This window comes from Exiguobacterium sp. s39 (genome assembly GCF_018618925.1).
Lineage (GTDB): Bacteria > Bacillota > Bacilli > Exiguobacteriales > Exiguobacteriaceae > Exiguobacterium_A > Exiguobacterium_A abrahamii.
On record NZ_JACSNA010000001.1, the window covers coordinates 1,184,953 to 1,207,401 of the forward strand.

Annotated in this window: 21 protein-coding genes; 2 read left to right on the forward strand and 19 right to left on the reverse strand. The window is 48.4% G+C overall.

The genetic code is table 11. From position 1 onward, the window contains the following. Positions 1–64: 64 nt before the first annotated feature. From gpsB to recU, 6 genes are all read right to left on the reverse strand, one after another. Positions 65–379, reverse strand: coding sequence for a cell division regulator GpsB (gpsB, locus tag KNQ11_RS06350; protein ID WP_023468607.1), 315 nt, complete (start codon positions 377–379; stop codon positions 65–67). A 5-nt stretch (positions 380–384) separates the two neighbouring features. Further along, entirely contained in the window at positions 385–945 is a 561-nt protein-coding gene (locus tag KNQ11_RS06355) for an SLOG family protein (RefSeq protein WP_023468608.1), read from the reverse strand. Continuing rightward, entirely contained in the window at positions 942–2,126 is a 1,185-nt protein-coding gene (locus KNQ11_RS06360; protein ID WP_251138101.1) for a ribonuclease H-like domain-containing protein, read from the reverse strand. Before KNQ11_RS06360 ends, KNQ11_RS06355 begins: the two co-directional genes overlap by 4 nt. A gap of 17 nt (positions 2,127–2,143) precedes the next feature. Beyond that, entirely contained in the window at positions 2,144–4,408 is a 2,265-nt protein-coding gene (locus KNQ11_RS06365) for a DEAD/DEAH box helicase (protein WP_214770640.1), read from the reverse strand. Between the two features lie 103 nt (positions 4,409–4,511). Beyond that, complete coding sequence (locus KNQ11_RS06370) at positions 4,512–7,178, reverse strand: PBP1A family penicillin-binding protein (protein WP_214723544.1); 2,667 nt, start codon at positions 7,176–7,178, stop codon at positions 4,512–4,514. 20 nt (positions 7,179–7,198) lie between these two features. Next, on the reverse strand, positions 7,199–7,825 hold the full coding sequence (gene recU, locus KNQ11_RS06375) for a Holliday junction resolvase RecU (RefSeq protein WP_035396916.1): 627 nt from the start codon (positions 7,823–7,825) through the stop codon (positions 7,199–7,201). Positions 7,826–7,899: 74 nt separating this feature from the next. On the opposite strand from recU, the gene KNQ11_RS06380 reads away from it, so the two are divergent. Further along, complete coding sequence (locus KNQ11_RS06380; protein WP_023468613.1) at positions 7,900–8,202, forward strand: DUF1798 family protein; 303 nt, start codon at positions 7,900–7,902, stop codon at positions 8,200–8,202. Between the two features lie 175 nt (positions 8,203–8,377). After that, positions 8,378–9,292, forward strand: a complete 915-nt coding sequence (locus tag KNQ11_RS06385) for a DUF3800 domain-containing protein (RefSeq protein ID WP_023468614.1) — start codon at positions 8,378–8,380, stop codon at positions 9,290–9,292. A gap of 188 nt (positions 9,293–9,480) precedes the next feature. Here the strand turns inward: KNQ11_RS06385 and nth are convergent, their stop codons facing one another. From nth to bshA, 13 genes are all read right to left on the reverse strand, one after another. Continuing rightward, the gene (gene nth / locus KNQ11_RS06390; RefSeq protein ID WP_149427574.1) at positions 9,481–10,137 is read right to left on the reverse strand and encodes an endonuclease III; all 657 of its coding nucleotides are present in this window, start codon (positions 10,135–10,137) and stop codon (positions 9,481–9,483) included. 4 nt (positions 10,138–10,141) lie between these two features. Continuing rightward, the gene (locus tag KNQ11_RS06395) at positions 10,142–10,720 is read right to left on the reverse strand and encodes a DnaD domain-containing protein (RefSeq protein WP_023468616.1); all 579 of its coding nucleotides are present in this window, start codon (positions 10,718–10,720) and stop codon (positions 10,142–10,144) included. A 75-nt stretch (positions 10,721–10,795) separates the two neighbouring features. Then, on the reverse strand, positions 10,796–12,085 hold the full coding sequence (gene asnS, locus KNQ11_RS06400) for an asparagine--tRNA ligase (protein ID WP_174316766.1): 1,290 nt from the start codon (positions 12,083–12,085) through the stop codon (positions 10,796–10,798). Positions 12,086–12,114: 29 nt separating this feature from the next. Further along, positions 12,115–13,296: a pyridoxal phosphate-dependent aminotransferase gene (locus KNQ11_RS06405; protein WP_058704903.1), complete on the reverse strand. Its 1,182-nt coding sequence runs from the start codon at positions 13,294–13,296 to the stop codon at positions 12,115–12,117. Between the two features lie 14 nt (positions 13,297–13,310). Continuing rightward, positions 13,311–13,778: a hypothetical protein gene (locus KNQ11_RS06410; RefSeq protein ID WP_075642522.1), complete on the reverse strand. Its 468-nt coding sequence runs from the start codon at positions 13,776–13,778 to the stop codon at positions 13,311–13,313. Then, positions 13,775–13,945, reverse strand: coding sequence for a YpmA family protein (locus KNQ11_RS06415; RefSeq protein WP_012370646.1), 171 nt, complete (start codon positions 13,943–13,945; stop codon positions 13,775–13,777). The genes KNQ11_RS06410 and KNQ11_RS06415 overlap by 4 nt, the downstream gene beginning before the upstream one ends. A gap of 62 nt (positions 13,946–14,007) precedes the next feature. Continuing rightward, the gene (dinG, locus tag KNQ11_RS06420; RefSeq protein WP_149427575.1) at positions 14,008–16,821 is read right to left on the reverse strand and encodes an ATP-dependent DNA helicase DinG; all 2,814 of its coding nucleotides are present in this window, start codon (positions 16,819–16,821) and stop codon (positions 14,008–14,010) included. A 104-nt stretch (positions 16,822–16,925) separates the two neighbouring features. Next, positions 16,926–17,309: an aspartate 1-decarboxylase gene (gene panD, locus KNQ11_RS06425; RefSeq protein WP_029341994.1), complete on the reverse strand. Its 384-nt coding sequence runs from the start codon at positions 17,307–17,309 to the stop codon at positions 16,926–16,928. A gap of 2 nt (positions 17,310–17,311) precedes the next feature. Then, entirely contained in the window at positions 17,312–18,142 is an 831-nt protein-coding gene (gene panC, locus KNQ11_RS06430) for a pantoate--beta-alanine ligase (protein WP_149427576.1), read from the reverse strand. Beyond that, positions 18,139–18,978 carry a 3-methyl-2-oxobutanoate hydroxymethyltransferase gene (gene panB / locus KNQ11_RS06435; RefSeq protein ID WP_050677432.1) on the reverse strand — a complete coding sequence of 280 codons (840 nt, stop codon included), beginning with the start codon at positions 18,976–18,978 and terminating at the stop codon, positions 18,139–18,141. Before panB ends, panC begins: the two co-directional genes overlap by 4 nt. Positions 18,979–19,226: 248 nt before the next feature. Then, a complete protein-coding gene (locus KNQ11_RS06440; RefSeq protein ID WP_149427577.1) occupies positions 19,227–20,198 on the reverse strand; it encodes a biotin--[acetyl-CoA-carboxylase] ligase in 972 nt (323 codons plus the stop codon). After that, positions 20,168–21,301, reverse strand: a complete 1,134-nt coding sequence (locus KNQ11_RS06445) for a CCA tRNA nucleotidyltransferase (RefSeq protein ID WP_251139638.1) — start codon at positions 21,299–21,301, stop codon at positions 20,168–20,170. The genes KNQ11_RS06440 and KNQ11_RS06445 overlap by 31 nt, the downstream gene beginning before the upstream one ends. Further along, a complete protein-coding gene (bshA, locus tag KNQ11_RS06450; protein ID WP_050677434.1) occupies positions 21,288–22,430 on the reverse strand; it encodes an N-acetyl-alpha-D-glucosaminyl L-malate synthase BshA in 1,143 nt (380 codons plus the stop codon). Before bshA ends, KNQ11_RS06445 begins: the two co-directional genes overlap by 14 nt. Between the last annotated feature and the right edge of the window lie 19 nt (positions 22,431–22,449).

Genomic DNA, 22,449 nt, shown 5'->3' on the forward strand with positions numbered 1-22,449 from the left:
CTTTCAAAAAGAAGGAAATAAAAAAAGACACTTCTGATCTGACAGAAATGTCTTTTTTGATGCGTCAATCTTGGTGCGGACGTCCGAAAACGGCCTTCTCTAGATTTGAAATACGACGTAACATGTCATAGTTCGATGAACTTGATACTTGTGGCTCCGCTTGCTCGACGCGGCGCTCTTCACGTTTTACCGGTTGTGCTGGTGCTTGTTTTAACGCCTCGTTCTCTTTCTTCAGACGTTCGATCTCACGTTCGAATCCTTCATAATCTTTAATGATTTGATCCAAATATCCATCGACATCTTCGATGACATAGCCACGGAGGCCGGTTTTGAATTCCTTTTTGTAAATATCGTCCGCTGTCAACAATGGCTTATACATCCTCTTCACTCCCACTGATCATTGTATTGTAATTCTTGTTCGAGCCAAGATAAATCATCTTGTGTAATTAAAAACAACTGATAATCGGATTGTTCCATTTCTATTCTAGCACGCTCTACTAAAAATTTCGCTGATCCTCCATGTTCTTCATCAAAAACCGACAATAATCCTTGGCTTTTTTGAATCATGAACTCGGTTTTATTACGTAACTGCGATGGATCCGTATACGGTTTCTGGCTGATTGCTTCGACGAAGTCAGCTTGTTCAAGAATGGAAAGGTACTGCGCTTGAACTGGCTCTTTCCAGCGTGCTTCCTGTTCCAAGAACGGCAAAAGAATACCTAGACGAATATGGGGATACTCTTCCTTTAATTCAAGCACGACCTCGCATGCCCAGATTTCGCAACCCGGTGAGGCATTCGTGATAAACCACTCTGTGCCTCGATCCTCAATTAAGCGAATCATTCGCTCACGATATGCTGCCTTTAAGACCCGGATACCAGGGTGTTTTTGATCAAAGATACCTAGTTCATTGGGTTTGTATCCTGTGATGGCGACAACTTTCACGCGTCACACTTCCTTTTCAACCGACGTCCTCGATGATCCAGCTCTGCCAAGATTCGTTCTTTTTTAGTAATCAACCAATGATGTCGCTCGACGTGTTGTCGTGCTCGTTCCGTATAATCATAAGCAAGCACTGGATCTTTTGCAATGTGCTCTGCCCACTTCGCAAGCTCAACGTACCCTAAATAACTGTCGCTCTTCAAGAAACAATCCCGAGCTTGTTCATGGTTCTTCATTTTTTTATGCAAATATCCTTGGCGCAACCATCCTTCTGCTGATAGTTCTTTGACTTGCTGAAAATGAGCGTGTGATCCTTCATGAATTCCGAGATCTGCCAGCCAAATCGCGATATTTTCTTGAATCGGAGAAGGCGCCTCTGCTCGATGTGTGACGAGTCGATTGCACGCATCATACAGTCCGACAAGCGTCAGACAGTCATCCAGATGATGTTGCAAGACCCCTGTCATGATATCCGGATGCTGGTGTTCGACGTACTGAAAGTAATGCATCGGCGCCAAAAATCCAGGTAAATCCCCTTCCCGTTCAAATCCGATTCGCTCTTCCATCGCTGTCAATCGATAGGAATCATACATTCCTTTAAAGATTCGTCGCGCGACATGAAGTAAATCGAGATGACCGACTTTCGGCAAACGCGGAACACGTTCCCGAACGAAGACATGACGTGTCTTGATTTGCGGCCAATCAAAACTTTTCCCGTTATAGGTCACAAAGCGGACATCATCTCCGATATCGTGCAGGAAGTGATGGTAAAAGGCAGCTTCAAAGTGCGGATGCGGTAAGAAATATTGTCGCATCAGCAATCCGCCCTGCTCAAAGCGCGCGAACCCGAGTAAAAAGATCGTCGTTCCGGTTCCTCGTAATCCTGTCGTCTCTGTATCAAAGAAAATGACCTGCTCGAGCGGGACATCTAACGCAAGCGGCGGATGCGGCAATTGTAAGGACTCATACACTTCAGCAAAGCTTCGGTCTCCATGTCGATCTGTTAATGCATATCGCTTGTCGATCCTGACGATCCACTCTTCTTCGAACGTCAAGATATCGGCCCCACGATCAATCCAGGCTTGCTGTTCGTCAGTCCACCCGATTGGTGTTTTCAGCGTCTCCACTTCAGGAGCGGAAGACACTTGATCCTCCGTTGCGGCGTCTGATGTAGATTTCAGCATACGTCTAAGACGATTTTTCATGATAGTTCCTTCTCCATTTCTGCTAACAACTGAATCGTTCGTTCTTTCTCGTCTGCTACGCCAACCATACCGATACAGGCAGGACAACCGTCCTGACACGGGCATGTGACGATCGAATCACGGGCGGCACGCAACATGACACCGCGTTGCTTATAAATCGACTCCGCGAGACCGACACCCCCTGGATAACGATCATATAGATAAACAGTTGGCTGTTGCGTGTGTGTCGCCTTGACTTGCGGCACGACGAAGACATCACTAGCATCACACATCAAATAAAGCGGTGCGACACGTCTGAGACTATTCGCGACCCCTTCTAACACTTGTTCGAGCTCTGTCGAAGAGCGTGCGTGATCGGATAAAGTGAACCAAACACCTGTCGTATGAATTTCTCGTTCCGGTAAGTGAATCGGACCAGAGCCGATGTTCTCATGCGTACCGAACTTAATCTTCTTAAACATCGTTGCCATTCCGCGGACGCTGACATCTCCGCGCGCAACACTATATTCTCCCTCTGCATACTGTTCATCTTCTTCGAGCACGGAAAGGTCGACTGAAAAATTAGCATCCGTATAATAATCAACGTCCACGGCACGGACGAACGCTTTTTTCTCTTCAAAATCCAAATGCTCAACTTGGTATTGATCGGCTCCGTGAAGATAAATGGCCTCGTCATGTAACAATGTCATCGCACTAAACGTATCCATTTCACCGATGACTCGATTCGGTACCTCGGTCTGATCGACGATGATGACGTTCTCTTGATCACTCGACCGAAGCGATATTCCATGAGCCGGAAACGCATCGTTCATCCAATAAAATCGATCGCCACGTTCGTGCAGGACACGCTCTTCGACTAAGTATTCGAGGATATCTTCCGTCTCGAGAGTCCCAAATGATTCTCCTTTCGTAAAAGGCAGTTCAAACGCTGCACATTTGACGTGATCGACGGCAATGATCAGATTATCCGGATCAAGTCGGGCTGCTTCAGGGGATTGATTCAAGAATAACTCTGGTCGTTCTGCGACATATTGATCGAGCATACCGGAAGAAGCGACGAGAATGATTAGTGCATCATCTTGTCGACGTCCCGCACGCCCTGCCTGTTGCCAGAGCGAAGCAATCGTTCCCGGATAACCATTCATGATACAGACTTGCAGTTGACCGATGTCGACACCAAGTTCAAGGGCATTCGTCGAGACGATACCGGTGATTTCTCCTTGACGCAACCGTCGTTCGATATCCCGTCGCTCACTCGGCAAATAACCGCCCCGGTACCCTTCGATGGATCGAGGACCGAGTTCATGAGGATAGATGCTTCGTAGATACGTCAGTAAGACTTCAACGCGAACGCGTGACCGTGCAAAGACGATCGTTTGGAACTTTTTCTTGATGAAGCGCATCGCCAGTTGTTTCGTCTCAAGCGTCGCTGAACGTCGAATGCCGAGTTGTGCGTTGACGATGGGTGGTTGATAGACGAGAAAATGTTTACGTCCTGTTGGCGCACCGTTATCATCAATCAAACCGACTGTTTTTTCTGTCAGTCGTTCTGCTAGTTCCTGCGGATTGGCGATCGTCGCACTCGTCATGATGAAGACGGGATCACTACCATAATACCGACAAATCCGTCGCAGGCGACGAATGACATTGGCGACATGGCTACCAAACACACCACGATATGTGTGTAATTCATCAATGACGATATACTTCAAGTTCTCGAACAGTTCGATCCATTTCGTATGGTGTGGTAGGATGCCGGAATGTAGCATATCCGGATTCGTGATGACGATATTACCAGCTTTTCGTACTTTTGTTCGAATCGTCGGTGACGTATCTCCGTCATAGGTAAAACATCGGATCGGCGCCTCTAATTGATCGATCAATTCAAGTAATTCACTGTTTTGATCCTGTGCGAGGGCTTTTGTCGGATAGAGATATAATGCCCGCGCGTTCGGATGCTCGAGCAGGTGCGATAAGACCGGTAAGTTAAAACAATAGGTCTTTCCGGAGGCAGTCGGTGTGACGATGACCGTCGACTCTCCCGCTTGTACACGTTCAAACGCTAACCCTTGGTGACGGTACAATTGCGTGATCCCACGTGTTCGAAGAGCTTGTCGTAAACGCTCCGGTAGTCGTTCTGGAAAATCGACATACCGCCCAGCTGTCGCTTCCATCGTTTTCATATACGTAATCCGCTCCATGAACGAGCGGTCCTGTTTCAATTCTTCGAGAAATGCAACGAGCGTTTGTTTCGCTTGCATGCCTTCACTTCCTTCCACTTCTCATTATACAAAAAAAGAGGCAAGACCAAAGAACGAACTACTCGTCTTTGGTCTTGTCTACTTTACAAGTGACGCTCCTTTATTAATCTTCAGAGTCATCTCCATTGTTATTCGGATTGTTGGTATTGTTGTTTCGTTCCGTCGAACCATTCGAATTGTTTTGCGCGTTTGCTCCATCATTCGAATTCGGTGCATCTGTTGCTGGTTCGTCCGTCGTCGGTTCATCCGTTGCCGGTTCATCCGTTGCCGGTTCATCCGTCGTCGGCTCGTCCGTCGTCGGTTCGTCCGTTGTCGGTTCGTCCGTTGCAGGTTCATCCGTCGTCGGTTCATCTGTCGATGGTTCGTCCGTTGCAGGTTCATCCGTCGTCGGTTCATCTGTCGATGGTTCGTCCGTTGCAGGTTCATCCGTCGATGGTTCATCCGTCGTCGGTTCTTCTGCTTCAGGATCGGTAACCGTTACCGTCGTCGAGACCGGACCAGATTCCTCTCCAGACGCTTTCGCTACGACTTGGAACGTTGACCGTCCTGGTTTCAAACCATTGATGGCAATTCGATTCGTCGTGCTCGTACCAATCGTCGATGTTTCACCGTCAGCATCTGTCATCGTCACTTCAAACGATACATCGTCATACCCATTGGCACGAAGCGCGGCGTCATTATAGTTCCAAGTCAGTTCACCGCTCTTTGTGTCTTCATCGTAAGATGCTTGTAATCCAGTCGGAGCGGGTACCGTCTTTTTTTCAACGACAGGTTCCTTCGTCCCTTTCACGTACAATTCATTTCCGATACTGAGGACAGAACTAGGTTGTTCAAATGGTGCTGGCGTACGATCACGTGTCTTCGTGATGAAATCTTTCCAGATTTGCTGTGCCATCGTACTGTTGTACGGACCGCTAAGTCCGGCTCCATTGTTGTTTCCGGATTTCGTTGTCCCTGTCCAGACACTGATTGAGACATCCGATGTATATCCTGCGAACCAGACATCTTTATAGGCATTCGTCGTTCCTGTTTTACCGGCTGCATCAAATGACAATCCAGCACTCGGGAACGTACCACCTGGTTTTAAGACGTCACGCAGCATGTCCGTCAACATATACGCTGTGTAGTCTTCCATTGCCTTTTTCGATTTGATCGGTGATTTGATTTTAGATCCATCACTATACTCAATCGATTTGATGACGTGCGGTTTGATATAATCGCCACCATTACCGAGTGTGGCATAAGCTCCTGCCATCTGTGTCGTATTGAAACCGTGTTTCATCCCACCAATCGCATACGCAGGCGAAATCGACTCATCGTCTTTCATCTTCAAGCCAGATTTTTCAGCGAACGCCTCGACTGAATCACCGCCGATTTCTTGATACGTTTGGATGGCCGGTGTGTTTGCCGAGATTTTTAACCAGTGGCGGATCGTGTTCGTGCCACGGTATCCATCATAATAGTTTCCAATCTCTTTGCCGTTGACTTCTGTTGGTTTATCCGTCAATTGTTTCGCAGTCGACCACTTATCATTTTCAATCGCTGGTCCGTAAGCGAAGAATGGTTTTGCGGATGATCCCGGTTGATGCGGTTCATTCGCAAAGTTTCGTCGCGCTGTGCCTTTACCTGGATTTTTACCATCAACGACCGCAAGGATTTCTCCAGTTTGCGTGTTGACCGCTGTCGCAGCTGTTTCCGCATATTCCGGTAATTGAACGATTTGATCTTTCTTGATCGCTTCATTCATATAGTCGTGCATCGGTTTATCGATCGAAGTATAGATCTTCAACCCTTGACCGTAGATGTCTTTTCCTTCTAAACCAAAATCATCTTCTAACTCTTTTGATACCATATCGAAGATGACGCTGTCGTACGATTCATCCTTCGTCGACTTTGGCGCCGGATTGATTAATTTTGAGATCGGTTGTTTGACTGCCTTGTCTCGTTGCGCTTGTGAGATGACGCCTGTCGTCAACATCGCATCAAGAACTTGTGTCTGGCGCCATTTCGTCAGTTTTGGATCTCCTTTAATTGGATCGTATGCGGTCGGACGTTGTGGCAGTCCTGCGAGCATCGCAGCTTCCGCGTAATTCAACTTATCAACTGATTTGTTGAAGTAAGCTTTTGAAGCCGTCTGAATCCCAAACGAGTTTTGACCGTAGTAGTTTTTGTTCAAGTACATCTCTAAAATTTGATCTTTTGTATAGTCCTGCTCTAAACGAATTGCGAGCCATTGTTCTTGGACTTTCCGCGTGACCGTTTTATCGAAGCTAAGGAATGATTGTTTGACGACCTGTTGTGTGATCGTCGAAGCTCCTTCCGATCCGAAACCATCCGTCACGTTCGCGATGATGGCTCCGCCCAGACGACGGAAATCGATTCCGTTGTGCTGATAGAAACGACGGTCCTCAATCGAGATGAATGCGTCTTTAACGACTTCCGGTACTTCATCGATTGACACGTATTCTCGACTCGTTCCGCCTTTCGTAATCTCTTCCTTATTGCTCGCATAGATTTTCAATGGCAGAGCATCTCGAAGTTCTGTCTCATCGAGCTCAGGTGCCGTAGCAATCGCGTAAGCGGCAAATCCGCCTCCGACTAACATCATGACGATGAATAATCCGGTAGCGATCAGCAATAACTTTTTCCAAAGTGGACCTTTCCCACCGGAACCTCCACCTGACTTTTTCTTTTGGGGACGTTTCGTCCGTTTCATCTTTTTCTCAGATGACTTCGTCTCTTCACGACGTGCGACACGACTTCTTTCCATATGCTATCCTTCTCCTTCAATCAAAAAGTGTCTGAATTGAAATATAGTTCGTCCACTGCCTTTAAATAATCGATGGCAGGGTACGCGCCAGTCTCGACTTTGATACCGTCTCGTTCAATGACCGTCAGCGGAATTGATTTTCGTCCGCTTTCTAGCTGATCCCACCAGGGGAACACGTGCTCGACTGAAAGCACATATTGCACATTATACAGACTGAAACGAATGATGACAAAACAAATTCCTCCATGTTCGACACATTGACGCATGTGTGCGATTTGATGGGGGTGAAAATTTTTTATCGGGAAGGACGTTTTATTCGTCGTCTCCTTCGCTTCGAAATCAATATATTTTCCGCGATAAACACCGTTATAGTCCGTCGTCGACGGTTGCTTGAAATAGGCTTCCTTGACGACCGCTGCCGACCGTTTCGGATAATCAACTTGGACGATTTGTAACGGAGTGGGTTTCTTGTGAATGATTGCCCGATTATGGGTCAGGTAAAACGTATTACTTTCATTCAATAATTTTTCGAGCGTCATCCCTCGATTCGAAAAGGTGGAATCGGTTGATCGCGCCTTCTTGATTCGGGTTCCATGCGACTCGAGTGGCTTTTGAAATTTTTTACCGTTCGGGTAATTCAAAACGATTCCCCTCCTATCGCGTTTATTGTACCATGATATGTGATTGTACCGTATCGGCCGAGAGGAGTAGTTAAAAACCAATGACAATTGAACCGTTATTACAAGAGATTGAACGTATTTATCAAGAAGGACGTGCCGGAACCGAATATGACTTCAATCGAGACGTCGTACCGTTCGTTGAACGAGCGGATCAACTGATTGCACAGTGGCAAACGAATGCCCAAGATAGTCCTTACTTACGACCTAGCATGGTCGAAAGCGCCGTTGATCAATTGAAGCAAATTTCCGTCCAAGCATTTCAGCCGAAAACGAGTCTGAAGCGCTTCAATGAAACGATTAAATCCGTTCGTTATATCGATCGCTTGATGAATGGTGAAGAATAACGATTAAAAAACAGGAATTATCTTCCTTAAGTCGAACACCTAATCATACGAAGGAATGTTTCTACGGTTTCACTTATCAGGCTATAGCTTTTCAGCCGCCTAGCGTGTAAAGTGGCATCAAGAGCATTTCTTTCGAAAAGACTGTGTAATTATTGTGCAATTGGAGGAGATTCATTTGAACAAACGGGTACAATCGAACGTCAAAGGCGTTGACGTCAAAGGATTTCCTAAGAATTCGACCCCTGCCCCGAAGAAATACATCATGTTCGTCGACGAAACTGGGACACCGAAGGGTAATACACAATTCAACTTAACGGGTGTCTTGATGGAATATAAATATGCCATCGATTCGGACGAGACCGGTGAACCAAGTCCGCTTCGTCAACGTTTGATGGATTTTAAGGCAAAAGTTTTTGAAGATCCGCATATTCCCCTTCATTTGAAGGAGATTTTAAAAGCTGAGCATCCGTATGGTAAAGAAGATGGTATCACGATCGATATGTTACGTCATTTCTGGATCGCTTTACCAGAATTTTTAGTTGATATCGATTGTACGATCGTCAGCGTCGAAGTCGATAAACAGAAGCTACAAGACTTCTTCTCGACACCAAAGGATCCGTATGTCGTTGCCTTCGCCCATCTGATGAAGTCGTTTTATTCCTTCCTCGATGAGACAGAAGCAACGAGTGCGCGTGTCGTTCTTGAAAGCCGTGATGATTATCAAAACTTGCTCATTCAAAAGGCGTTCTTCGATATCTTCAATTCGGGAACGGTCCATCTCGACGTCGAAAAAAGCCGTCAAAAAATCAAAGGCTTCATCTTTGCTGAAAAAGACAGCGACCTCTACCAATCTGGTCTTGAGATTGCCGACTTGGTCTGCTTACCTTTATCTCGCGTCCGTCGTGGTGTCATCGAGGTAAAACCACGGTTTGTCCATTATGGGGACGAAAACCGGATTTTTAAAGCCATCAAAGATAAGATTTACATTCGACGCGATAGTCCGGACCAAGATTTCCGAAACTGGGGATTCAAAAAAGTACCGATCACGAAAAAGCGTCGTGAATGGTCCGATACTCCTTGGAATGGGTAATGACTCAAAAATTAGTCTCTATAAAGATAAGGGTGGCAGAATGATCTGTCACCCTTATCTAATAAAAAAGAATGACTCGTCTTTTCACGCTCTTTCCCCAGGTCTTGTTTGTCTCTAACAGCGCAAAATGCGCTTTTCCTGTAGGAGTTGCGTGTGACGAGTCATTCTTTTTTTGAGTCTGTCCCTTTTTAGGGTGTAGCTATTCCTTTTGTCCGTTTTTTCCCTTCTCGACACATGTCGAGTAACGGGCACGCTTCACAGTTCGGACGTTGTGCCTTGCAGTGATAACGTCCAAAGAAGATGAATTGATGATGGAGCTTTGACCAACGCTCCCGTTTGAAACGACGCATCAGTGTTGCTTCGACCTGCGTGACATTATCCTTCCAGCGACAGATCCCGAGGCGTTTCGAGACACGTTCGACATGTGTATCGACCGCAAAGGCCGGTACATCAAAGGCGACAGACAAGACGACGTTCGCCGTCTTGCGTCCTACGCCAGGTAAGGCTTCGAGCCCGGCGCGTTCCGTCGGGACTTCTCCGTCGTGTTGCGCAAGGAGCTGTGCCGCAAGCGCCTTGATGTTTTTGGCTTTATTCCGGTACAATCCAAGTCGTTTGATTTTGTCCTCGATTTTCTCAACGGGTGCCGCAGCAAGCGACGCAGGATCCGGATACGCTGCGAACAACCCAGGCGTCACCTGATTGACAAGTACGTCGGTCGCTTGTGCACTGAGTGCAACCGCTACGACCAGTTCAAACGGGTTGCGATGAATCAACTCACAAAATGCATCTGGAAACATCTCTTCTAACGTTGCTTCAATCCGATCGATTTCTGCCTTTCGTAACATTTCCTTAACCTCCCCGCCCTGCGAGATCCTCAAGCGTCTTGATCCCTTCACGTTCCCACGTCCGTAAAATTTGATTGATATAGGTCATTTTGCGGACATTATGATAGACCGCTTCTCGAAGTGCGGCAAGTACTAGCTCTTCCGAAATGTTCTCGATCGTCAACCACTGAATGATCTGCTCCATCTGAAACGGTGACATCATCCCGAGTTCCCGCTCGAATTGTTGGAAGACGGACGGATTGATCGTATCAAAGTTCGGTGCTTCCTGTTCCGGTGGTGCCATCAGCTTTTCGTAAAGCGGAACAAGCGAATAACGTTCAGACCCGTTGACGTTCTCCATTGCCAGTAATCCTTTTTGTAATAAACCGAGTGTCGTCTCGATCGTTTCCGTCTCGGATAGTCCAAGTCGATTACTTAACTCTTCCGGTGACGGCATCTCCATGCCTTCTGCCCGGCAAGCAAACAATTGACCAATTAACGTGAACTCGACAAAACTGATGCCTAACCGTTTTGCCTCGGTGAACAATCGTTTCGGTAAGACGACCGTCCCTTCCTCGAATAATTGCACTAAATTATGATTCATCGTATTTCCTCGATTCTCTAGTCTAAACAAGAAATCGACCCGTCGAGACGATGGGTCGATGTTTTTCCTTACTGCTTATGGATAGAGGCGGTTTAGCAAACGTGGGAACGGAATTGTTTCCCGAACGTGCTCGACACCTGTGATCCAAGCGACTGTCCGCTCTAAACCAAGACCGAAGCCACTGTGTGGAACAGAACCGTATTGGCGTGTTTCGAGATACCATTTATAAGCACCTGTCTCGTCAAGACCATGTTTCTTCATCTCAGCGAGGAGTTTTTCATGATCTTCTTCACGTTGTGAACCACCGACGATTTCCCCGTATCCTTCAGGGGCAATCAAATCATCACACAAGACGAAGTCTGGGTTTTCCGGATCTTCTTTCATGTAGAACGGTTTGATTGCTTTTGGCCAGTGCGTGATGAAGACAGGACGTGCGAAGCTGTTTGCGATTGCTGTCTCGTGTGGTGCACCAAAGTCATCGCCGAATTCGATATCGTCGAATCCTTGCTCCTTGAGCATGTCGATTGCTTCCGTGTACTTGACGCGCGGGAACGGTGCTTTAATGTTTTCAAGGACCGTCAAGTCACGTCCAAGCAACTCAAGTTCCGCACGACAGTTTTTCAGTGCTGATTGCACAAGGTGCGAAACATAGTTTTCTTGGACTTCGAGGTTCATCTCGTGATCGTGGAATGCCATCTCAGGCTCCATCATCCAGAATTCGATCAAGTGACGACGTGTTTTTGATTTTTCAGCACGGAACGTTGGACCGAACGAGAAGACCTTTCCAAGTGCCATTGCTGCCGCTTCCATGTAAAGCTGACCCGATTGTGAAAGGTACGCATCTTCATCGAAATATTTCGTGTGGAACAATTCTGTTGTTCCTTCTGGTGCGCTACCTGTCAAGATTGGCGGATCCACTTTGATGAATCCTTCTTGGTTAAAGAATTCGTACGTTGCACGAATCAATTCGTTCCGAACGACCATGACCGCATGCTGACGCTTTGAACGCAACCAGAGGTGACGGTTATCCATCAAGAAGTCCGTTCCGTGTGCTTTTGGTGTGATCGGATAATCGATTGCTTCATGGATGACTTCGATTTTTGAAATTTCCATTTCATGACCGATCGCTGTCCGACCGCCATCTGATTTGATGACACCTGTCACCCATAGTGATGATTCCTGCGTTAAGCCTTTTGCTTGTTTGAATAAGTCTTCGCCGACTGTTTCTTTGACGACGACACCCTGCATGAATCCAGAGCCATCCCGAAGTTGGAGGAAGGCGATTTTACCGCTTGAGCGTTTGTTTGCTAACCAACACCCGATCGTCACTTCTTCTCCTACATATTTGTTTACATCCCGAATCATTGCTTTCAACAGTCAACATCCTCTCTCTATTAAACGGCTGTATGTGCCGTGATGAATCCTTCAATCCGGTCGAGTGCCTCTAGGACACGTGCCGGATCCGTCGCGTAAGATAGGCGAACATAGTCCGGTGCACCAAATCCTGAACCTGGAATCAAGGCGACCTTCGCTTCAGATAAAACAGCTGTACACCAGTCATCGACATTATCGAATCCACACATCTCGGCAGCTTGCTTTGCATGTGGGAACAAGTAGAATGCCCCTTCTGGCTTCAGACACGTCAATCCTTTGATTTCAATGAGTCGTGCATAGATTTTCTCAAGTCGTTCCTCAAAGATGACACGCATCGCTTCGACCGGTGCATCGCCTTCTGCATACGCAGCAACCGATGCTGCTTGCGCAATCGATGTCGGGTTCGACGTCGAATGGCTCGCTAAGTTCGTCATCGCTGAGATGATCTCTTTCGGTCCGATTGCATACCCGATCCGCCAGCCTGTCATCGCATGGGACTTCGAGACACCATTGATGATGACCGTCCGTTCGCGCATCTCTGGCAAGGACGCGATCGAAATATGTGTCGCACCGTTATAGAGCAACTTTTCATAAATCTCGTCACTGATGACGAGTAGATCGTGCTTGATCGCAACATCTGCTACCATCTCGAGCTCTTCTTTCGAATAGACCATTCCTGTCGGATTCGATGGTGAATTCAAGACGAGTGCTTTCGTTTTTGGGGTAATGTGTTGCTCGAGCAATTCCCGTGTCACTTTGAAGCGAGACGATTCGTCCGTTTCTAAAATGACCGGTACGCCGTCACTGAGTTTAATTTGCTCTGGATAACTGACCCAGTATGGTGCTGGGACGATGACTTCATCGCCTGGATCGAGAATCGCTTGGAACAACGTTGATAGTGCATGCTTTGCTCCTGAAGCGACCATGACTTCTGAGCGTTCGTATGGCATCCATAAGTCACGGCGTGTCTTTTCGATGATTGCATCCTTCAAGGCAACCGTTCCGCCAGACGGCGTATACTTCGTATCGCCCGCTTCTGCTGCCTCGAATGCTGCTTGGATGATGAATTCCGGTGTATTGAAGTCGGGCTCTCCCGCACCTAAACCGATGATGTCTTGACCTTCTTCACGTAGTGCCTTGGCTTTCGCTGTGATGGCTAGCGTCGTAGATGGTGTCAATTGTCGTACGCGTTTCGATAACATGTCGCCCACTCCCTTTACTTGATTCGTAATCGTTTGATGAAAGAACCTTCTTGATACGTGTAATACGAATAATCATAACCTGTCGTCGTCTTTGAAACGATCTCGATGACGGCACGATCCTCAAAGCCGTACTTAGCAGACACGATGTCTCCTAGTTCCGGATGATCCGCGATGACCGTTTTGATGGCAATACCATCAGCAACTGGTCGTGTCTCAATCGTTCCTTTTTTCGGAACGAACGCCCGTACCGCCTGTTCGTTCTGCTTCATCGTAAAAACGACATATTGACGTTTCCCGTTAAAGACAGATTCGAACCGGACGTCCGTCGGTTTGAGTTCTTTTTTCAGACGCGCCTCTGCTTGTTCGGCGACGCTCTGTTCCCGGTCTTTTGCCTCAGCGATCGTCACCTGATAAACGGCGGTGCCAAGTACAGTCAAAAGGATGAGTGCACTTAGCAGACCAAGCGTGATTTTCCACTTCATGTGCGGTAGATGGTAAAGACCATCTGCTCCTTGTCTTTTTCATCGAGAGCAAGACCGAACATTAAATCTTCCGTTTTCAGTGTCCGATTCAACAAGTCGACGATTTTATACGTATCGTCATGGCGGTTCACTTTGACGGTCGCAAGTGTTTCAATTTTTGAATCCATCTGTATGTCCTCCCTCATTTTTCTCTATCTATTATAATGCGATAGGGTTTATCTGAATAGACTTAATCGCCATCATTCAAGAACAATTCTAGTTCTGCCGTCAGTTCATCAAGCGGTTTTGATAAAACAGGTACTTTCGGCAGACTCGTGACGAACCGTTTTCCATAACGCGTCGTCTCAATCCGGCGATCAAGTACGAAGACGACACCTCGGTCGTTCGTCGTCCGGATCAAGCGACCAAAGCCTTGCTTAAAGCGAATGATCGCTTGCGGTAAGCTGTATTCGAAAAATGATGATTTCCCGAGTTTTTCGATCCGTTCCGAGCGTGCCTGGACGATCGGTTGATCTGGTGGCGCGAACGGTAGTCGGACGATGACGAGACAACTGAGATCATCTCCTGGGATATCGACCCCTTCCCAAAAGCTAGCCGTCCCGAACAAGATACAGGCGTCGAGTTGCTTGAACTGTTTCATCAGTCGTTGCCGTGAACCTTGCGTGACCCCTTGCGAGAGTAACGTAAACCGGTCAGGTAGTAACGGCTTCGTCGCTTCATGCGTCAGTCTTAGCAAGTCATTTGAGGTAAACAAGACGAGCATCCGTCCTTCCGTCACCTCTGCGATTTGTAAGATGGCTTCCGCAATCGTCTCTGCGAATTCCGGCAATGGTACATCCTGTAGGAGCGGGAGATCCGTCGGAATCATCAATCGCACGTTATCAGCATATCCGAACGGCGACGGAACGACGAAACGACGTGTCTCGAACGCATCGAGCCCTAAACGGTTCTCAATGAACTGGAACTTGTTCGAGACAGTCAACGTCGCAGACGTCAGGATACACGTCCGTTTCGAAAAGACGTCGCGTCGCAATCGTTCTGAAATGTCGATTGGTTGTGTGTAGACCCGTGTCAGTTTCCGGTTCTTAACGGACGTCTCGATCCAAGATACCGTCTCATCGTGCGGGGCAAGCATCGTCTCGAAGATGGCGAGCTCCGCTTCTTCGATTTGTGACGTGATCGCTTTTAAATCCGCGACGAGTGAACGTTCGCGATAACTCATCTGCTCCCGGTGTTCATGGAACAGTTTATGAATCGCCCGGATTGCTTGACGCAAACGCCGCAACACCAATTCAACCCGCTTGGCACTTTCTTGGACGGCACGCATCGAACGGTCGAGTCGCTTGAAGCGAATGCTGACCATTCCTTCCCGTCTTGCTTTGCGGGAAGCCAGTTCAAGCCCGTACGCTTGAATGATCATCAATAGACCGTCTGCTTCTTCGAGTAACGTCGTCAGCGCCTCATCGACCGTCTCACTATGGGCTTCGACCATCTCGGCGATATCCCATTCTTCCGACAGATCGAGCAAGCGGTGTAATAATTTTTTATCGGACGAATACCCGAGTTGTCGGAACAGACGATCAAACGTATGTCCATCAAAGACGAGACCAAAATGATGGCTCGCGACTTCTTCGATTTGGTGTGCCTCGTCAAGAATCAACGGACTTCCTTTCGGTAAGACCCCTGCTTCGAACTGCAGGTCACTAAACAACAAGGCATGGTTCGTGACGATGATCGTCGCATCCTTTGCTTGGCGAATCGCATGTTGGAAGAAGTCCCGGCTGTACCACGGGTCAAATCGTCCGAGCTGCGATTGGCTATCAGACTGGATCAACTGTTTAATGCCGATATTGCCTTGCGCTGCACCGCCTGGTAAGCTGACTTCTTCTAAATCTCCCGTTTCCGTCTCCGTCAACCAGACGAGCAGAATCGCTTTTGCGAGCGTGAAGTTATAAGCATCCTCTTGATCATTCAAGAAAAATTCGAATTTCCGTAAATCAATATAGTTACTTCGTCCCTTAAGCAATGCAATCTGGACCGGCGCATCGAACAGTTGACGCAAGAGCGGTAAATCACGCGCGAACAATTGCTCCTGCAATTGAATCGTGTGCGTACTGACGACGATCGGGACTTCATGTTCGAGCGCGTAATGCGCTGCCGGAACAAGATAACCGAGCGATTTCCCGGTTCCCGTTCCCGCTTCGACGAGTAACGGCGTTTCTTGATCGAGCGATTGATAGACATGACGCATCATCTCGAGCTGCCCACGTCGCTCTTCATATCCTTCGAATAGACGAGGGAACGTCACGGCATTCAATTCATCAACGAATGGTCCGAACGGTTCAAGAACGGGCGGATGCGTTAAGCGTTCGATCGTCTGACGCTTTTTCAAAGCGATTTTTCGAAAACGATCAAACTGTGAATCCTCCTCGATGCCGACTAAACGAATCGCATGGTCGATTTCCTCTTCGATGGCACTGAACAGGCGTGGTGATAAACGTCTTAAGTGCTTCAATGTCTCAAGCGGCAACGTATGTAGTCGTTTGAGTAGTTCAAGCAACAATTCAGCCGTCGCCGAAGCGTCACTCCCTGCCCGGTGCGCTTCTTGATGGGCAAGGTGTAATGACTCTGACAGATGCGACAGCGCGTGGCTTTCTGCTGTCGGAAGTAAGATTCGTGCGAGTTCGACCGTATCGATGACAGGACCTGTGTACGGCAAGTATCCTTCCTCTTCTAACGCATCGTTTAAGAAGTTTAAATCGAACTGCACATTATGTGCGACGAAGACACCACCGTCGAGCAATGATAAGACACGCGGTGCGATGACATCGAATGTCTCGGCCTCTTTGACATCCTCATCCGTGATGCCCGTCAACTGGGAAATGAATGGAGGAATCGGTTGGGTCGGACGCACGAAGGCAGACAATTGTTCTGTCAACTGTCCATCTTCAATGACCGCCATGCCGATCTCAATCATCTCATCGCCAGCCTTTATGGAATGACCTGTCGTTTCCAGGTCGACTACGACGTACTTTTTCTTCAACACTGATCCTCCACCTTTTATCCATCCTCTCCATGACCGGATGGCATTTCATTCTTCATCTTAACAAAAAAGAGACCCGCTGACATGATCGGGTCTCTAAAATTTCATAAGATCGTGTGGGCGATTTCTTGAGACAACATTTGTTTGATGTCGTTCTGTTCATTTAGAACAGCCACTTTTGGAACATGTGTCGCGATTTCTTCCGTCGATAGTTGTGCGTACGCCATGATGATGACCTCATCTCCGACTTGGAAATGGCGAGCTGCCGCACCGTTCAAACAGATGACACCTGAACCACGAGCACCTTTAATCGCATACGTTTCAATCCGTGCACCGTTCTGATTGTTCGTCACTTGGACTTTTTCATTTTCAAGAATCCCGACAGCATCGAGTAAATCTTCATCGATCGTAATCGAACCAACATAGTGTAAGTTTGCCTCGGTGACCCGAGCTTTGTGTAGTTTAGCGTGCATGAATGTGCGTAACATCGTCATGCTCCTCTCGTATATAGTAAATTATCGATCAAGCGTGCCGATGCAAACTGCACGGCGACAGCTAAGAGAATCGTAGTCGTTTGTTCCGTAACGGGTCCTAGTGATGGATAGTCGACGGCTTCGACGTAATCGATTGTCGTCCCTTCGAATTGAAGTGCTTCGCGAGTCCGATCGAGAACCGTTTCAACAGGCACCCCTTGATCGAGTGCTTGTTTCGCTTGTTGCAACGCCTGCTGGATGCCCGGTGCTTGCGCCCGCTCTGTTTCCGATAGATAGACATTGCGTGACGATTTCGCTAGACCATCCGCTTCGCGAATGATCGGGCAACGGACGATCTCAACCGGAACAAAGTAATCAGCGACATACGCTTCAATCAATGCGAGCTGTTGTGCATCCTTTAAACCGAAATATGCACGGGTTGGACGGACGACGTTCAATAGTTTGCTGACGACCGTCAACACACCATCAAAATGTCCTGGTCGTGATGCGCCGCATAAGACATCATCACCGGAGCGGACCGTAACACGAGCCATATCCAGCGGATACATCGTCTCGTTCGTCGGATAAAACAGATAATCGACCCCTTCTGCCTCCGCGATCTTCTGATCGCGTTCCGCGTCTCGTGGATAACGATCCAAATCTTCGTTTGGTCCGAATTGTGTCGGGTTGACGAAAATACTCAAGACGACGACATCGTTCTCTTGTCGTGCTTGTTTGAGCAAGGAGGCATGCCCTTCATGCAAGAATCCCATCGTCGGTACAAAACCGATTGAACCGGCTCCCGCTAAACGTTCGCGTAACGTCTGGACGTCCTGGATGATTTTCATTCTTTAGTCCCTCCATAAAGCGCACCAATCAGTTCTTCGTCCATCTGGAACGAGTGTGCTAGTTCAGGGAAGGCACCGGCTTTGACGTCTTTGACGTAAGCAGCGATCGCTTCCGTTCCTGAAGTATTCCAATCCGTGTACGCTTTGACGAACTTCGGTAAACGACCGACACCATACGTCAAGATGTCATGATAGACAAGTACTTGACCGGCGACGTCTGCACCGGCACCGATTCCGATGACCGGAATCGAGAGGAGCTCTTGAATGCGTTTCGCGAGCGGATGCGGCACACATTCGAGGACGAGCATCTTAGCTCCGGCACGCTCTGCTTCCAAACTGTCTGCAATCAGTTGTTCGGCTGCTTCTAATGATTTCCCTTGGACTTTGAATCCTTCAAGGACACCAACGGATTGTGGTGTTAATCCGAGATGCGCGACGCAAGGCATCCCAGCGTCCGTCAAACGACGAATCGTCTTTAAGATCTCCCCTGCCCCTTCCAGCTTCAAGGCATCTGCCTGCGATTCTTGGAAGATACGCGCCGCTGATTCAAGCGTGCGATCAAATGAACCATGATAACTTGCGAACGGCATATCGACGATCATGAACGTCTGTGGTGCGCCGCGGCGTACCGCGCGCGCATGATGAACCATGTCGTCGACCGTGACAGCAATCGTTGAATCATAGCCGAGGATGACGTTCCCGAGGGAATCGCCGACGAGCAACATATCGACTCCTGCTGCTTCCGATAGTTTTGCTGAAGGATAATCATACGCCGTCAACATGACGAGCTTCTCTCCAGCTTGTTGTTTTTTGAGTAATGGACCCATTGTGTGCATCGTGTTCTCTCCTTACGTGTGTATGGAGGACAAAAGGAAAACGCCTTCTTCTCCAAAATAAATGCATGCGGAAAAGAAGGCGGAATAATTGAATATCGTCCTTCTGTCCCTGTCCGTTAAGATCAAGGCAGTTGAAACAGCTAAAACTGGCACCTGTCAATTCGGTATGGTTCCGGCAAGCGGATACCATCCGTGGCTTTATTATACATGAGGGGAAAAGCTCTCTGCAAACCGTCTGATTCAAACCTTTATTCTTTTTCCCAGTAAATCAGCTCTGCCGAATGGAAACGGGTCTCCCCCGTTTCCGTCTCAATCCGAATCGTACCCGTCTCGTCAATACCGAGCAATGTTCCGGAAGCGGTCATCTGACGTGTCCGTAGCGTCACTCGTTCATGTAAGCGATCTGCGAGTGTTTCCCACTCCGAGACGAAAGATCCGAATCCTAGCTCGAGCCACTGCGTGTATAGTCGTTCAAATCGATTCAAGAAAGTCGCGACGACCTCCGCACGTCGGAAAGTTCTTCCTGATTCTCGGACGAGCGAGGTAGCACGGTCCTCGATCCCTTCCGGAAACTGCTCGTGATGCACATTGATGCCGATGCCAATGATGACTGAACTGATCCGATCCGCCTCGGTCTGCATTTCCGTCAAAATGCCTGCCACCTTACGACCGTTGATCAAGATGTCGTTCGGCCATTTAATCGTAACTGGAACATCGAATGTCCGGAGAGACTGTGCAAGTGCAATACCTGCTACGAGCGTTAATTGACCTGCTTGGTGCATCGGTACATCTGGTCGGACGAGTAGACTCATCGCGATGCCCTCATTTTTCGCCTCATGCCACGTTCTCCCTAGCTGTCCGCGTCCATTCGTCTGGTGATCGCATACGACGAGTGTTCCTTCCTGCGCTTGCTGTTGCGCTTGCTCATGTGCAATCCGCTGCGTCGTGTCCAGTTCTTCGAAATGAAGGATGTGGCGACCAAGACGTTCTGTCGTTAACCATTGTTCAATCGCAATCGGTGTCAGCAAATCGCCTTCATCGACTAATTGATAGCCTTGTTTTTTATTCGAGATGATCTGGTATCCTTCTTCCTTCAAAGTTTGCATATGTTTCCAAATAGCGGTACGTGAAATATTTAACGTCTCTGCTAATTCCTGTCCGGAGTACCACGTCCGCTGACGAAGTGCGATCAAGATTTGTTCTCGGACTGAGTGCGCCATCGCTCTACCTCCTTCAATAATGTTACGCGGTCGTTTGGGCAAGCGCGGGTGACGACACTGTATTCCAAATGCAAAAGTGCTTCTTTGATCTGTTGTTTTTGGAGACCGAGGCGGATCATGTCTTTTCCGTCTACAGCGAGCTCTTTACGACTGCGAATCGGTAAGTCTGATCGCTCTGGATAATCCGTTCCTGTCATTTCCCGAAGGATCATCAGTTCTTCGTCCGACAATTGATAACGATCCCAGTCTTGTAACGGTCGGTGTAACAGAGGTATTAAACGCGTTGCGAGCTGCACTTGATGTTTCGATCGTTTCCAGCGTGTCAATTGATCTTTCGCGAGACCGGCATCGAGTACGAGTGTCCAGACAGCATCCTTTGAAACACCCTGAAACGACTGCTGCGCGAGTCCTGTGACGATTTCTGAAGTCATGCCGGGGAGGTAGCGTTCGATTCCAGTCCGGAGCATCGCCTGTAACGCCCGCTGTTTTCCAGGACCAAGTAAGAGTTTCTCGAACTCGATCGCAATCCGCTCAATCGCAACGGCCGCTAGGTGCGGAGCGAGTTCGACAATCGCTTGTTCAGTTGCCTCGTCAAGCGAGAAATCCAGTTGGCTCATGAAGCGGAACGCCCGCATCATTCGAAGCGCATCTTCATTAAAACGTTCGGCTGGTTCGCCGACCGTCCGGATGATCCGCTCTTCGATGTCACGCGCTCCTCCGAACAGATCGACACGACCGGTTGGTCTGAGTGCCATCGCGTTGATCGTAAAGTCACGTCGGGTCAAGTCCTCTTCCAAACTAACGCCAAGCGTCACCGCATCCGGTCGTCGGCGATCGCTGTACGTTGCTTCCGAGCGAAACGTCGTGATCTCGTACGGCACGTGGTTGAGAACGACCGTCACGGTTCCATGCTCGAGTCCTGTCGGAATGACGACAGGGAATAAGTCGATGATTTGTTCCGGTAACATCGAGCTCGCTAAATCATAGTCTCCTGGTGTCCGGTCGAGTAACATGTCGCGAACGGCGCCACCGACGATATAGGCTTCACCACCCGCTTGTTCGATCGTCTGAATGATATGATGTGCGCCTTCAAGCAAGTTCATGACGCGCACACACCCGTTCATAGACTTGTTCATAACGACGGACGATCTCATTCGAATCAAAACGACGACGCGTATCACGAATGCCCTCTTCTGCCATCCGTTCCCGTAACATCGGGTCATCCGCGAGTTCACCGATTCGTGCCGCAGCCATTTTGACGTCGTAAGTCGGAACGATATATCCGGTTAATCCGTCCTGGATGACTTCCGGTAAGCCACCTGCTGTCGAGACGACACTCGGGACACCAATTGCCATCGCCTCAAGGACGACGAGTCCGAACGCTTCTTTTTCAGACAATAGGACATGAATATCACTAATGGCGAGCAATTGCGCGACATGTTCCTGTTTACCTGCAAAGATCACTTTGTCGTAAATGCCGAGTTCCTTTGCGCGACGTCTCGTTTGTCCCATCTCTGGACCATCTCCGACGAGTAATAGACGCATCTTCCGGTCTTTCGCTGCAATGGCGAACGCCGCAAGCGTATCATCGATTCGTTTGACCGGTCGGAAGTTCGAGATATGAATGACGACGACTTCGTCCGCTTCGATGCCGTAATGCCGCTTCAAGCGTTCATCCCGCATCGGATAATAGACACTCTCATCAATCGAGTTCGCAATGACATCGATGTCATAGTGTGCGTTAAGCGTCGCATTCGTCTCAAGCGCTAGACTCTCGGAGACGGCCGTGACCGCGTCTGATCGTTCGATGCCGTACCGAATGGCCGGTTGCATCTCTAAGTCTTGCCCGATGACCGTGATGTCCGTCCCGTGCAACGTCGTCACGACGGCGACGCCTTTTTTCTTTGCCATGTTTCGTCCGAGATCAGCACAGACCGCGTGCGGAACGGCGTAATGGGCATGGATGACATCAAGATCGAATAAATCAATGATTTCTGCGACTTTTGACGCCAACGTAATGTCGTATGGTGGATATTTAAAAACGGAATACTGGTTGACTTCAACCAAGTGTACCGTGATGTTTGGCCGATATTCCGTCAGGCGAAACGGCATGCTCGACGTAATGAAGTGGACGTCATGTCCACGGTCCGCTAATTTCATACCGAGTTCCGTCGCGACGACCCCACTCCCGCCGACGGATGGATAACAAAGAATCCCAATTGCTTTTTTCATGATAAAACCACACTCTCTT